We start from the raw sequence: 15,014 nt of genomic DNA, 5'->3' as shown, positions 1-15,014 counted from the left end.
ATACTCGCACAGCTTGCGAGTATTTTTTTATCCATCAATCTGGCGCATAAGCAGCGAAGACAGACTTAAGGCATCTTGACTGTATTCACCGCGTTGACCAATTCACGCACCAGATCTAGACTACTTTGCCAATAATCGCCGTTCAGTCCGGCGATCGAATGCATGCTTGCGGCGGAAGTATGCAGCTCTTTAGCCGATGCGTGTACAGCATGAACAGCGCTGTCCGTAATAAGCTGGGCGACATTATTAGCGTTGACACCGGCACCTGCGATGACTTCAAATGCGATCGGCGCTTGATTGACATAGTGGGAAATAAGTACTTTGCCTTGCACTGCAGAAGTGGCCCTGCCCGAGGTCAATACACCGTGGACGCCCAAGCTTTTCAAGGTATCAAAAGCCTCATTCGGTGTAGTACAGCAGTCGAAAGCGCGATGAAAAATAACACGCATATCGCCGGCGGCCGTAATCAATTGTTTTGCTGTAAAGCGATCAATTTTTCCTAAAAAATCCAGCGCACCGATCACCACACCGTCACAGCCTAGTCGGCGACAATTTTCGATATCACGCAGCATGATTTCGCACTCATCTAGGTTGTAGCAAAAATCACCGGTGCGTGGGCGAATTAAGACATGGATAGGAATCTGCAATTTATCACGTGTTAAGCCTATCGTTCCATACGAGGGCGTCACACCGCCACCTTCAAGAAACTCACACAGTTCAACGCGGTCGGCACCACCGCGCTGTGCTAGCACAGCGGACTGATAAGAATTAGCGGCGATTTCAACAATGACTTTTTGACTCATGGTAGTTCTGCTCTCTGAACATCTGGCTTAAAACACCGAACGCGCATCTAACAAACGTGCGTCTTTATCGTGGTCACAGACCGCGTACACAAAGCCCTTATGCAAAGCAAAAGCGCCGACTTCGCCGTGCTTATTGAGCGCAAGTAAACATACCTGTAAATTTTTACTGGCTTCTTCGCGTTTCTTCACGATACGCTCTAAAGCGGCTAAGCACGCCTCTTGTGGCGATTTACCCTGACGCATCATCTCTACCACTAAAAAACTGGCCGCATTGCGTATCATTTCTTCACCCACGCCAGAAGCAGTCGCGGCGCCAACCTCATTGTCAACGTAAAGGCCGGCACCTATCACGGGACTATCGCCCACCCTGCCTCGGAGTTTCCACGCCATGCCGCTAGTGGTGCAAGCACCGGCTAATTTACCGCTTTGGTCTATCGCCAACATGCCCAAGGTATCATGATTGCTCTTATCTCCCGGTAATGCGCCAGAGTGTCGTTCAACATTCATCTTGGGTTGATAGGACGAGGTCTTTTTCCATTCTTGCCAGGCTTGTTTCGCGGTATCGGTCAGTAAGAATTTCTTTTCAAAGCCCTGCTCTATCGCAAACTGTTGCGCACCCGCGCCGACCAACATTACATGCGGGGTTTTTTCCATCACGCGCCGTGCTACCGAAATCGGATGCAGGATATCTTCTAAAGCAGCGACCGAACCACAGCGTCCATCGCCGTCCATAATGCTGGCATCCAAGGTCAGATAACCATCACGATCAGGATTGCCACAATGTCCGACGGTGGAATTGCACAATTCGCTTTCTGCCCAGTTCGCGCCACGTTCTACCGCATCCAGTGCTGAGCCGGATTGTCTTAGCACATTCCATGCAGCATGATTGGCTCCCACGCCAAAATCCCAAGTCGAGACCACTTTTGCCCCAGTTTTTTGTAATGAAGCATTGTTTAACGCAAAGGCTGCACTTGGCAGCACTAAAGCGGTGCCTGAGGCCAGCGCGCTTTTCATCCAATCACGACGAGAAATCATATTGACTCACTTCTTATGGTTTGATTTTTAAATTGGTTTTGGACTCATTTTGAGCTCATTTTGAGCTGAATAAGAACGGTAAACTAAGACTGTTTTTCTAAATACCATTGTGCAGCTCCGAGCAGCGCGAGCTGGCCGTGATCAATCACCTGTACCGGAATCGCGGCTACTACCGGAGCCATGACACCCTTATCTTGGAAACGTGCGGCGAAATCGCTACGCTGCAAAAATGGCAGTATCTGTGCTGGAATTCCACCCGCCAACAACACGCGTTTAGCACCCATCACTATACTCAAATCTGCCGCCACGCTGCCCAGCCAAGCACAAAAGACAGACAGACTTTGCTGGGCAATAGGGTCTTGTACTTGCATAGCGGCTAGCGTAATCTCAGCCGGTGTTTGCAAATGCGGCTCTTGAGCTGAGAGTTCGCACAAAGCCTGGTAACAATTGACCAGACCAGGACCCGACAAAATTCTTTCATTATCAACATGCGACCAACGTTGCTGCAGTCGCTGCAAAATCGCATTTTCTATCTCATTCGTGGGTGCTAATGCCGCATGCCCGGCTTCGCTGGCTAGGACTTGCGAAGGTGAACCGGGTAACCAGATAGCAGCACCAAAACCAGTGCCTGGTCCTATGACTAATACCGGCCCCGCCATCAAGTCAGTCACTGTCCCACACAATAAGGTCGCCCCACTCTCGTCGATCGTCGGTACCGCATGAGCCAAAGCGACGAAGTCATTTAGCAAGGTAGTTTGCACCGTTGGGAACGCTTGTTGCAGATCACGATGTCGTACCGTCCAAGGCAAATTGGCCTGCGCCACTACATCATTCGCGACTATAGGTGCGGCGATCGCGATGACCCTATCCAGAGGAATCGAGTTGGAATGTAGTGATTGATAATGTAGAAACAAATCCGTCAGACTGGCAAAATCGCTGCAGAGGATTTTTTCGAACGCGTTTAATTCGATAATGGGCGAGCGTCCAGGCTCGGACTGAAATGAGGCGATCGCCAGACGTGCATAGGTACCGCCAATGTCAGCGACCACAACTTGTTGGGCGTGCTGATTTTGTTGCGTGGTCTGTTGATGGATTGCGGCCAAAGCGCTGTCTCCTTTATGCGCACCGCACTCACTGGGTTTAACTTAGTGAGTTTGATGCGCTAGTTTTGATGTGCTGATTTTATCGAGTGTAGCGGATTTTAATTTCCTTTAACCAGAAATCGACTGGAACTTAACGCACTTTGCAAGTGTTTAGCTTTTTCAAACTAAACAAATTGCTCCTATCGAAAACGACATTTAGTTGCGCGCGCTGTACCCACCGCAGGACTGTCCCATCTAAATACTTATTGACGCAATCGAAAAAGGTCAAAACCCCTCAACGCCGAGACGCTGAGACGCAGAGAAGCGCCGAGAAATGCCAAAATTTACTCGATTTTTCTCTAATCTCTCAGTTCTTAGTTGAGAGGTAAAGTGGAATTGCTACTATTTTTCTCTACTTTCGTTTTTCTTAGCGCCTCGGCGTTGAGGGGTTTTGAGGATTTTTTAAATTTGGCAGGTAGTTTCTTGTGCGCACCGTCACGTCGATGTACCTAACAGAAACCAAGGCCAAGGCGGAGCGGATGCTTGCTTATGCACTACAATACTGGACTCCCGGTTTTCTTTGGTGCTTCGCGCACAGCGAGCAGCATCAAATCATTAATATCAATAGCATTTCACATGACCACCACTTTGCCTCCTCATGCTGTTTCCCGTTTGCGCTCTGCTCGTTTAGTAAGAAGCACTCGCCCCTTCCTGGCGCGAGGCGGACCGCATGGCGAACGTTGCGCTGGATGCCGCTTGATTCTGAGCCATTGTTTTTGTGATTTCCGTACCATCGTGACCAGCCGCGCTGGCATTTGCTTATTGATGGCAGAACATGAAACGCTCAAACCCAGCAATACCGGTTGGCTGATTGCCGATGTCATTCCCGATACCACGGCGTTTGGCTGGGCGCGTACGACGGTGGAGCCTGCGTTACTAGAATTGTTAGCCGATCCACAATGGCAACCGTATGTGGTGTTTCCTGGTGAATTCGTTGCGCCTGAGCGCGTGGTCATGGAATTAATACCGGATCAAAGCTCCGACTCAGCGCCGGATACAGTAAGCAAAGTCACCGTCGCCAAACGGCCCTTGTTTATTTTGTTAGACGCCACTTGGCCGGAAGCGCGCAAAATTTTTAATAAAAGCCCCTACCTCAATCAATTTCCTGTCTTGAGCCTGGCACCCGATCAAGTTTCACGCTATCGCTTACGCCGCTCGCGCCGAGACGATCATTTATGCACGTCGGAAGTCGCCGCGATCTGTTTGGCACTGGCGGGCGACACGCTAGCCGCGCAGACATTAGCGGCCTATCTGGACGTGTTTACCGATCATTATTTGCGCGCCAAGCAGCAAATCAAACTCGATACCGAGGATGAAGTGCATCAGCGATTACGCGAACTAAGCGCGCTCAACAGGCAAACTGCTACGCTTGAACAAACAATTTCTCCACAAAAACCGATAAACTAGCGACTTTGACGCTTGACCTGTTTTGGCTAGCGCTTTATCAATTTTTTAGGAACCCATCATGAGCGACACCACAAAACCAGCATTCCCAGATCGCCTCTCTGTCGATCCTCGCAGCAAATACTATGTCGCCGAAATCTTTAATCACGATGTCGGCATCTTGCTCAACGGCAAAGAGCGTTTGAGCGTAGAAGAATACTGCATCAGCGAAGGCTGGATTACCGTGCCCGCCGGCAAAACCTTAGATCGCAAAGGTATGCCTATGATGATCAAAGTTAAAGGTACTGTGGAACCGTTTTATAAATAGATTAGTGTTAAACATCAATATGATTAAGCAGAAAATTTTTGCATCTGGTCTTATCGTATTGGGGTTCCTTTTTTTAAGTTTTGGTATTGCTCAGGTGTTGAGCAACGATTTACCTGCATTCGGACGCTGGAAGACGCGATCTTTTTATGCCACATTGAAATACTTTTTTGGCCCGTATGCTGCATATATAAACGCATGGATTTGGCTCGTTATCGGGGTTCTAATCATTTGTTCAGGCATTAAAGGTTTGCGAGTAAAGTCAATTGATCCAACTGTTCAGCACGGGAGCCGAAAACAAACACCGACACTAGGAAGACTGCGAAATCGGATTTCTCGAAGAAAGAATACCAAAGGGAGCGCAGATGTTTAACAGAACGCTCGACAAGAAAACTGCGCATTTAGGTATTTCTATAGCCAGAATTTGTAACCATTCGCAATTCGATTAAAGTACGTTGCGCGCAGTTCCGGGTAGCTCAGCGTTATTTTTGCTACGCGTTAGCTAGAAGAGCGATGAATAGGAATCGTGACTATTCAGAAGCTATATCAAGGATGTAAATCAGATAGACAATCGTCATGCCGGACTTGATCCAGCATGACGTTAATGAGTTTCAATATTTTCTCAAAAAAGCGGCCGCTACATCACGACTAGACAGTACCCGCTCAATTCGACACACCTTAACAGCCCAAGCCGAGCTTGCACACAGCAAGTCGTAGTCACATCGATTTTGGGTCAAAAAACGACTCTTTCTTTACTGCGTCAATTCTCTTGATATTAGTCTTCATAAATTTACTTGTGAAATAAGCTTGCTTAGGGAATACTTCAGCGACTATTCTGCGGCCGTTGCTGATGCAGCGACCACAGCAAAGACAAATTAGATCTACCATCATTTCACGCAACAATAATCAAAAAACGAAAAAAGGAAAACCTATGAAAGTCGCTTCAAGAGCTGTTTCATCCACACTGGTTCTGGCAGCTAGCTGTTTATTGCCCCTCAGCACAACGCTGGCACAAGACGCACCCAAACCAGCTGCAAAATCACCACAAACCGCGCCATCCAAGGGCAAAGCGAAAGCCGCACTGAAAGTCGACTATCAAAAATTTACTTTGGCGAATGGGCTAGAAGTGATTTTCCATGTGGACAGATCTGATCCTGTGGTTGCGGTCAATTTAACAGCTCATGTCGGTTCTGCCCGTGAAAAAGCCGGTCGCACTGGCTTTGCTCATTTGTTTGAACATCTCTTGTTCTTAGAATCCGAAAATCTCGGCAAAGGTGGTCTGGATAAAATGACGGCGCGCATAGGCGGCTCGGGTGCGAATGGTTCCACTTCGCAGGATCGTACTAACTATCTGCAAACGGTACCTAAAGATGCACTGGAAAAAATGATCTGGGCCGAGGCGGACAAATTAGGCTGGTTTATCAATACCGTGACCGATCAAGTGCTGGCGAAAGAAAAACAAGTCGTTAAGAATGAGAAACGCCAAAGCGTCGATAACAATCCGTATGGACATACCTCCTACGTGATAGACAAAGCCTTATATCCGACCGACCATCCTTACAATTGGCAAGTGATAGGCTCGCTCGAAGACTTGCAAAATGCGACGGTGGATGACGTCAAAGAATTCTTCCGTCGCTGGTATGTACCTAACAACGTGACGCTAGTGATTGCCGGCGATTTTGATACAGCACAAGCGAAACAATGGGTAGAGAAATACTTCGGTGAAATCAAACGTGGTGAAGAAGTCAAACCGCTCGCCAAACGCGCAGGCTTTGTCAAAGAAACGGTGAAGCTGTATCACGAAGATAATTTCGCCCGCGTACCGGCACTGACCATGGTGTGGCCTGCGGTAGAACAATTACATGCCGATTCTTATGCGCTCGACGTGCTCAGTGAATATCTGTCACGCGGTAAAAAAGCGCCATTTTACAAAGTGCTGGTAGAAGATAAGAAACTCACTTCCAACGTGGGCATAGGCAACCGTACCTCCGAAGTGGCAGGCCAATTCATGCTCAGCGTGCGGGCCTTCGATGGTAAGTCTTTAGATGAAGTGGCAAGCGCAGTAAACGAAGCATTCGCCTTGTTTGAAAAGACCGGCATCTCAGAAAAAGATTTAAATCGTATTAAGGCCGGACAAGAAACCCAGTTCTACAATTCCTTATCCAGCGTTCTGGGCAAATCTTCCCAACTCGCCGAATACAATTACCTGACGGGTAATCCTGGCTACGTGGAACAAGACATCAAGAACATATTGGCCGTCACGCCAGCTGATGTCATGCGCGTGTACGAAAAATATGTGAAGGGTAAAAATTATGTGGCGACCAGTTTTGTCCCTAAAGGCAAGCTGAATCTGGCTTTGAGCGGCTCGACAAAAGCTGAAGTTGCGGAAGAAAAAATTGTGCAAGGTGCAGAGGCCGCGGTAGATCCTAACATCAATGCTACTTATACCAAGACACCATCAAAAATCGCTCGCGACAAAGAGCCGGCTTACGGCGCTGCTGCCGAGGTAAAAATTCCTAAAGTATGGAACAATCAATTAGCCAACGGCATGCGGGTTTATGGCATACAAAATGATGAAGTGCCGCTCATGCAGTTTGACATCATCATCGATGGAGGTCTGCTATTAGAAGACATCAACAAAGTCGGTGTTGCCAATCTGATGGCACGCATGATGACGCAAGGTACTGCCAAGAAAACACCGCAAGAATTGGAAGAAGCGATTCAACAATTAGGCGCGTCTATCAACGTCTCAGCGCGCACCGAAGATATACGCATCACGGTCAATACGCTGGCACGTAATTACCAGGCGACTATCGCCTTGTTAGAAGAAATCTTGTTAGAGCCACGTTGGGATGAAAAAGAATTCGGCTTACTCAAACAAAGCGTCATCAGCCAAATTCGCCAACAAGAAGCGAATCCAAATGCGATCGCCGCCAACGCCTATAGTAAATTGCTGTACGGTGAAAACAATATCCGCTCACGCAATATTCTGGGTAGCGCGGACAGCATTAACGCCATTACGCTGGACGATTTGAAAGCCTACTACGCTAAAAATTTGTCACCCTCTGTGGCTAGAATGCATGTAGTCGGTGCTTTAGAAAAAACCGGTGTTAGCGCTTCGCTCAAGGATTTGAGCAAAAAATGGAAAGCCAAAAAAGTGGAGATGCCAGCGCCTGCTGCTGTTAGTTCAGGCGCAAGCACTGCGAAGGTCTATTTCGTCGATGTGCCGGATGCCAAACAATCGGTATTACAAATCGGCTATCCGGCATTAGCTGCAACCGATAAAGACTACTACGCTGCCACAGTAATGAATTACATTTTGGGCGGTGGTGGCTTTGCCTCACGTTTAACTCAGCAACTGCGCGAAGGCAAAGGCTATACCTACGGCATACGCTCTGGTTTCTCAGGCAGCAAGAGCACGGGCGATTTCAGTATTAGTAGCGGCGTGCGTACCAATGTGACTTTGGAATCAGCGCAATTAGTCAAACAAATCTTGCAAGACTACGCCATGACTTATTCTGATGCCGACTTGGAAACCACTAAGAGCTTCCTGATCAAGAGTAATGCGCGCGCTTTCGAAACCTCGAATGCCAAACTCGGTATGTTGGAAAACATCAGCAAATATGGCTGGACACCTAACTATGTCAAAGATCGCGAGCAAATCGTGAAGGCGATGACAGTCGAACAAATCAAGTCTTTGTCACAGAAGTATCTCGATCCAAACAAGATGTTCTGGCTGGTCGTTGGCGATGCAAAAACGCAGTTACCACGCATGAAGGAATTGGGTTTTGGTGAGCCGGTTTTGTTGAATAAATAGTCACTCGCTAAATGCGGATTTGGCAAACTCGGGCTTGAAACAATAAGTAGTAAGTAAAAAAGCGAACGTCCATCAAACAAGCAGTTTGATGGACGTTTTGCTTTTATCGAGGCAATAATTGCATAGCAATGACATCGTCAAGTATCGCAATAGAACCTCGCCGCAGAGGCGCAGAGAACGCAGAGAAAATTTGGCTTTTGCCTTTCTCTGCGCTCACTGCGCCTTTGCGCTTAGCTCTTTTGTATTTAGGACGATTCACAATACCTTCACGAATGTCCTGCATCAATTGATGCGACCGCCTATTCCTAAGCATTCCATTCAGATTACAATATTGGGCTACAACATTAGCAAACAAATCGCCACCACTACAGAAAGAATGAACATGTCCACACTCGCAATAGCCATAGAAACAGCGGCACGTGCCCATGCTGGTCGTATTGGCGAAGATGGTGATCCCGAAGTATTGCACTGTATGCGGGTCATGCTGCGCTTGCAGGCCGACGACGAACGTCAGGTCGCGATGTTGCACGACGTGATCGAGGATGGCGGTATGCATGCACAGCAGTTATTGGAAATAGGATTTGCCAGCGACATTGTACAAGCAGTCGAAATCCTCACCGGACGGCCTGACGAAACTTACGACGATTACATACAACGCGTGATACAAATGCCTTTGGCGGCGCGGGTAAAGCAAGCCGATGTAGAAGAACACGCACAAGTCGTCGGGAATATGGCGGCTAGTCCAGAACAAGCCATGCGCATGGCAAATTACGCCCGAGCTAGGGTGGTTTTGGCTGCGACATTACAATAATTGAAGGCTACAGGAAACATGTTATGAAGAAAATTGTCGTCAAATTTGGTGGTTCTAACTTACGCCAGCCGCAAGATATTGATCGCGTCATCAATGTCGTGCAAACCTACAACCGCCCGCTGGTCTTGGTGGTGTCGGCGTTTTATGGCATCACCAATGCGCTGATCGCTTGTGTGCAAAGTGCAAAAGAAGGTGCTGGTACCAAAGCCGCGTTAGCGGACAGCCGCGACTACACGCAAACCCTGCGTGCCTTAAAAAAAGAAATACTAGAAGCGAATATTAAAGATGCCGAACACAGAGCTCGCACGGAAAAAGCCTTGGGTGTGCGACTCGATCAGTTGGAGCGTTACTTAACGGGTATTCATTGTATAGGCGATGTGCCTACCTTTGTGAACGATGCGATCTTGAGTTATGGCGAACGTCTGTCCAGCTTATTATTAACCGAAGTGTTACTGAGCCGCGGCATCAAGGCACGTGAAGCATTGCCGGAAGATATCGGTTTAGTCACCGACGGCGTATTTGGTAATTCGGCCTGTGATTTTGCTGCGAGTACCAACTCCGTAGCACAAGCTTTAAGCGGCGATGAGATCATCGTGGTGCCTGGATTTTACGGTGTTGACCGCGATGGCAAAACAACGCTATTTGGACGTGGTGGTTCGGATTATTCAGCCGCCTCTATCGCCCGCTGCATAGGCGCAGAATCACTCGATGTGTGGAAAGATGTTGACGGGTTTTTAAGCGCCGACCCCGGCTCAGTCAGTGCACCGCGTTCGATTGCCCAGTTAAATTATCTCGAAGCAGCGGAGCTGTCCTACTTCGGTGCCAAGATTTTGCATCCACGCACGGTAGAGCCTTTGTTCGATCAAGATATTTCGATTCGCATTTTAAATATCACCAAACCAGAACGAGGCTTACAGCCTTACACCATCATCAATGCCGAACGCACCGTCACGCGCGATGTGGTGAAAAGCGTCAGTGCGACGGAAGACGTGGCGATACTCAAACTACACGGTCCTGGTGTCGGCTTTAAACCGGGCATCTTGGCGCAAGTGACGAATACGCTGGATCAGCATGACATCAATATCAAGAGCGTGCTGACCGCACAAACGGCGATTAATATTTTACTGGCGCGCGATCATTTGGAAGCTGCCTATGCTGCCGTAGCAGAACACCATCTGGCAGGCGTGGTTGAAGTATCCAAAGACGATCAGGTTGCGATTGTGGCAGTCGTAGGCGATGGCGTCTTACACGCCTCCGACGTGGGCAGTGCGATCGCTAGCCGTGCTTTATCCGCAGCCTTGGCAGGCGGCGTACGTGTCAACCTGGCAGCCGCTGGTGCTAGTGAAGTTGCGGCGTATATGCTGGTGCATCAAGACGATAAGAAACTGGCTCTGCAATTAGTGCATGCGGAGTTTTTTGGACGTTGATTTCTCGTCGCTTGTGATTTTTGTTTGAGCTACAACAAGGATACTCGACTCAGTTTCCCCATAGACTGAGTCTGCCTTTAAGATTTCTGCTTTATTAGAAATCTATTCAAATCAGGTGGTGAGAGATCATGGAACAAAAAGATAATGGCGATTGGTTATCAGCACAGCAAGCTGTGCGTCCCGATGGAACGGAAGTCAGCAATTTGCCCTTGATCAATAAGAAATTACCCCCCTTGTCGAGGGGTTTAGCTAGCGTACCAGAAGTGCCAGAGGGATCAGAGATTACACCGCAGCAAGGCTAACATCTACGCCTTCCGAAAAACGTACTACGCGATTGCGGCCTTGGTGTTTGGCTTGATACAGCGCCGTGTCTACCGCTTTAATCAAAGCCTCCAAATCTGTGCCAGCCTGACGAGAATCTGCCACGCCTATGCTGATCGTACTTTGCAATGGGGTGCCATTCCAATCTATGCTGAGCTCAGAATACAAGCGACGCAAACGCTCAGCCAAAGCGGCGGCTTGCAACTCGCTGGTGACTGGTAGCAAAATACAGAATTCTTCCCCACCATAACGCGCGACATAATCATTGCCACGTACGATGGAACGCATCAAATGCGCCAAACGACGCAAGACTTCATCGCCGGCAGGATGTCCGTAACGATCATTGATTTGTTTGAAATAGTCGACATCGATCATCATGATCGCGACATTGTCACCGCTGCGCCTGACTTGGGCTAACTGTCGCATGGTTTCCACCTCTATCGTGCGACGATTCAAAATTCCGGTCAAGGCATCGGTTGCCGCCAATTCTTTCAGTTCATTCGCCAGCGTGTAATTAATCAAGAGCATAAAAGCGAATGACATCGACATTTGCGCCAGGCTGGCGAAGAAAAAGACGCTAGGGTTGACACCGGTAGCGGTAAACATACGCACCGAAGCCTCAGGTGAAAATAAAATAGTAATGAAACGTAGCAATGCCAACAAAGCGATCACAGAAACCGATCCAGCTGCTAGCCAATAAGCAGTGCGCAAAGGTTGCGCAATCTGTACGAAGAGCGCTCGGGCACACACAATATGCACCAAGGCAAATAGCAAAAAATTAGTAGCTATACGAATCTTAGGTTCAAAAAACCAAATACCAAAAATCGTATTATTCGCCAACATGATCAGTGCCAGGCTAGCGGGTATCCAGTAGCGGCAGCGTCCACCTTTGAAAGCTTCTATACCGTTGTAAAGCAAACCCAGACCGCAACCTAAAGTTAAGGTAGCAAACACCACGACGAACAAAGGCGGCGGTATCACAATCTGGCTGGTAATCGCCAGACTGAGGCCTATCAACAAATCACCCAAAGCCCACTGGCGCATGCCGCGCACATTGCCCGCATGCATACCGACTAAGGCCAGCATGCCAGCGAATAAGATATTTAGTGCGGCCCAAACCACCATGATGGTGCGTGGATCTATCGTCATGCTGGTATTCTCAATAAGTGGTGACGTCTGCCAAAGATAGCTTACACAAAACCCTACCCGGATCTCGTGTTAAAAACATTCTAACGGGAAATAAATTTTTAGAATAGTGGAAACGTCGAGATAGACCGCTTTGTCGTCTAAGTAAAAAATGGATCAGAAGTAAGCTAGGACACCTCAGGAAAAATGTCTATCCCCACTCAACAAACAAAGTGCGCTGATCTAAGTGCCATGCTCTCTACTTAAGACCAGCGCCAATTCACGCATTGCCATCCAGCGTCTGGCCGGGGCTGGGTGACTCTTACTGTCAAAATTGGGAGTATGGCTGGCACGACTGAGCTTCTTATAAAAATTCACCAAGGCTGGCAATGGAAATCCGGCGCGCTGCGCCAATCGTAAGCCCGCGGCATCCGCCTCTTCTTCCTGTTGCTTACATAGCGATGCCAAAGCGTTCAAGAAACTTTCATTATTATCGACTGCCTCTTCCAGTTCTTCGAAGCTACGCTGGCGCCAGGTTGGAAACAAAACCAAGGCCTGTTCATATTCAAGTCGATTATGTTCCAGCACGCTGTGCGCAATCTCATGGCCGAGCAGCATCGCCAATTCCGTATCATTCAAATTTAGGCGCTCTATCTGCAACTGATTCACCAAAATTTTACCGCCCGCCATACTGTAGGCACTGTCTTCTGCTTCGCTACTACTATGGATCTCCCATTGCCAATGGCGGGTTTCGGGATAGTCTTGGGCCGCACGTAGAATTAAGGTTTGCGCTATTTTCCTGAGCTGCGCCAAAAACACAGCATCCCTATCCAGATACCCTGCCTGCTCAATTTCGATTAAGCGTTGGCGATACATTTTCTCGGCACCGGCCATCACCAGAGCCGAGCTTAAAGGTGGACGTAATTCTGAGTTCGCCTGATTGCTGATCGGATCGTGAGCAGCAGCCTGACCCAAGATGATACTGAGACAAATGCTTAAAAAAATTTGTCGAACACAAGACATGAGATTGATAGAATGAAGTTGGTAGAGTCGGTTGGTATTTCCCCATCATAGTGTGAAAATACGCGAAATGCGATACGATAAAAATCAAGACCTGTACAAATAGCAAATTTATTAGCTTGCATATTGGCTTTGTGCTTGCGCTGACACCAGTACAATACCGCTACATTCCCCACAGCCATTTATTTTCAAGGAAGTCGCTATGCCGTCCCTCTCCACAGGTCAGGAATCGAGGCAACTCTCTATGCAAGCGAACAAATCCGATGCACTGCATGAGCGCATCCGCATGGAGGAACTGAGAAAACGCCTCTGCTCCGCCAGCGATGCCGCTAACTGGATACAAGATGGTATGACGGTCGGCATGAGCGGTTTTACCCGTTCGGGTGATGCGAAAATGGTGCCGCTGGCTCTGGCGCAACGCGCGCTACTTACACCGGATACACCGCTTCAAATCACCCTGATGACGGGCGCGTCTATGGGCGGCGATGTCGACAAACTACTGACTGAAGCGCACGTCATAGCACGTCGCATGCCTTTTCAATCCGATCCGGTATTACGCGCCGCCATTAATCGTGGCGAAGTCATGTTCATAGACCAGCATTTATCCGAAACAGTTGAACATCTGCGTGCCGGTCAGATCGCGCCGATTGATGTCGCCATCATCGAAGCAATTGCGATCACCGAAACCGGCGCCATCATTCCCTCCACCTCAGTCGGCAACAGTGCCAGCTTTGCCATTCTGGCTGAAAAGGTCATTATCGAAATCAATCTGAGTCAGCCTCTGAGTTTAGAAGGCATGCACGATATTTTTATTCCAGGCAAACGCCCACATCGTGACCCTATTCCGGTGATGTCCGCCCACGATAGGGTCGGTACCACAGCGATTCAAATTGATCCCGCCAAGATTGTCGCGATCGTGGTCACGGACAAGCTCGATAGCGCTTCCACCGTCGCGCCGCCAGATGCAGAGACGGACGCCATCGCCGGACACTTAATTAAATTCTTTGAACATGAAGTCGCAGCCGGTCGCTTAACAAATGCTTTGTTGCCACTGCAAGCCGGCATAGGCACGGTCGCCAATGCCGTTTTGGCCGGTTTCAAAGCCAGCCCTTTCCGACATCTGACGATGTACTCAGAAGTTTTACAAGATTCCACCTTCGATCTATTTGATGCGGGCATACTCGATTTTGCTTCTGGCTCATCGATCACGCTTTCCAGCAAAAAGCATGACGAGGTATTTAATCATATCGAACGCTATAAAGATAAACTGCTACTACGTCCGCAAGAAGTTAGCAATCATCCCGAAGTGATACGACGTTTGGGCATCATAGGCATCAACACGGCGCTGGAAGTCGATATTTACGGTAACGTCAATTCCACCCACATCGGTGGCACACACATGATGAATGGAATCGGCGGCTCAGGTGATTTTGCGCGCAACGCCTATCTGTCTATTTTTACGACAAAATCTGTCGCCAAAGGCGGCAAAATTTCCAGCATCGTCCCTATGGTGTCGCATGTCGATCATACCGAACACGATGTCGATATCATCGTCACCGAAGTCGGTCTGGCCGACTTACGCGGCATGGCACCACGTGAACGTGCCCCATGCATCATACAAAACTGCGTCGCTGAGCCCTATCGCAGCATGTTACTAGACTACGTCAAAGAGGCTCAAATCCGTGGCGGACAGACACCCCATTTATTAGAAAAGGCCTTTGCCTGGCATACGCGCTATCGTGAGACTGGGAGCATGTTGGAAAGCTCTGAGTAAATAGGCAAACAAATCATCAAATAACTCGCTA

Annotated in this window: 12 protein-coding genes; 7 read left to right on the top strand and 5 right to left on the bottom strand. The window is 48.6% G+C overall.

Annotated features, from left to right (window positions below; genetic code table 11):
• Positions 1 to 65 precede the first annotated feature (65 nt).
• From AC1RR2_RS13895 to AC1RR2_RS13885, 3 genes are all read right to left on the bottom strand, one after another.
• Complete coding sequence (locus tag AC1RR2_RS13895; protein ID WP_493222859.1) at positions 66 to 803, bottom strand: copper homeostasis protein CutC; 738 nt, start codon at positions 801 to 803, stop codon at positions 66 to 68.
• Between the two features lie 27 nt (positions 804 to 830).
• Entirely contained in the window at positions 831 to 1,838 is a 1,008-nt protein-coding gene (locus AC1RR2_RS13890) for a glycosylasparaginase (protein WP_493222858.1), read from the bottom strand.
• Positions 1,839 to 1,921: 83 nt separating this feature from the next.
• Positions 1,922 to 2,941, bottom strand: a complete 1,020-nt coding sequence (locus AC1RR2_RS13885) for a glucokinase (RefSeq protein WP_493222857.1) — start codon at positions 2,939 to 2,941, stop codon at positions 1,922 to 1,924.
• 615 nt (positions 2,942 to 3,556) lie between these two features.
• Here AC1RR2_RS13885 and AC1RR2_RS13880 point away from each other — a divergent pair.
• From AC1RR2_RS13880 to AC1RR2_RS13855, 6 genes are all read left to right on the top strand, one after another.
• A complete protein-coding gene (locus tag AC1RR2_RS13880; protein ID WP_493222856.1) occupies positions 3,557 to 4,387 on the top strand; it encodes a tRNA-uridine aminocarboxypropyltransferase in 831 nt (276 codons plus the stop codon).
• 58 nt (positions 4,388 to 4,445) lie between these two features.
• A complete protein-coding gene (locus AC1RR2_RS13875; RefSeq protein WP_493222855.1) occupies positions 4,446 to 4,691 on the top strand; it encodes a DUF3297 family protein in 246 nt (81 codons plus the stop codon).
• A gap of 928 nt (positions 4,692 to 5,619) precedes the next feature.
• Entirely contained in the window at positions 5,620 to 8,505 is a 2,886-nt protein-coding gene (locus AC1RR2_RS13870) for a M16 family metallopeptidase (RefSeq protein WP_493222854.1), read from the top strand.
• A 382-nt stretch (positions 8,506 to 8,887) separates the two neighbouring features.
• Entirely contained in the window at positions 8,888 to 9,316 is a 429-nt protein-coding gene (locus AC1RR2_RS13865; protein WP_493222853.1) for a hypothetical protein, read from the top strand.
• A gap of 23 nt (positions 9,317 to 9,339) precedes the next feature.
• Positions 9,340 to 10,743 carry an aspartate kinase gene (locus AC1RR2_RS13860; RefSeq protein ID WP_493222852.1) on the top strand — a complete coding sequence of 468 codons (1,404 nt, stop codon included), beginning with the start codon at positions 9,340 to 9,342 and terminating at the stop codon, positions 10,741 to 10,743.
• Positions 10,744 to 10,871: 128 nt separating this feature from the next.
• Positions 10,872 to 11,045 (top strand): hypothetical protein, encoded by a 174-nt coding sequence (locus AC1RR2_RS13855; RefSeq protein WP_493222851.1) that lies wholly within the window; start codon positions 10,872 to 10,874, stop codon positions 11,043 to 11,045.
• Here the strand turns inward: AC1RR2_RS13855 and AC1RR2_RS13850 are convergent.
• Entirely contained in the window at positions 11,026 to 12,213 is a 1,188-nt protein-coding gene (locus AC1RR2_RS13850) for a GGDEF domain-containing protein (RefSeq protein WP_493222850.1), read from the bottom strand. The genes AC1RR2_RS13855 and AC1RR2_RS13850 overlap by 20 nt on opposite strands.
• Before the next feature lie 219 nt (positions 12,214 to 12,432).
• Complete coding sequence (locus AC1RR2_RS13845) at positions 12,433 to 13,212, bottom strand: M48 family metalloprotease (RefSeq protein WP_493222849.1); 780 nt, start codon at positions 13,210 to 13,212, stop codon at positions 12,433 to 12,435.
• A gap of 241 nt (positions 13,213 to 13,453) precedes the next feature.
• Here AC1RR2_RS13845 and scpC point away from each other — a divergent pair, with 241 nt between their 5' ends.
• Positions 13,454 to 14,983 (top strand): succinyl-CoA:acetate CoA-transferase ScpC, encoded by a 1,530-nt coding sequence (gene scpC, locus AC1RR2_RS13840; RefSeq protein WP_493222935.1) that lies wholly within the window; start codon positions 13,454 to 13,456, stop codon positions 14,981 to 14,983.
• Positions 14,984 to 15,014 lie beyond the last annotated feature (31 nt).

The sequence above is a fragment of the Undibacterium sp. GW821-FHT11H02 genome (assembly GCF_058808015.1).
This window is presented reverse-complemented; position numbering and strand designations above follow the sequence as displayed.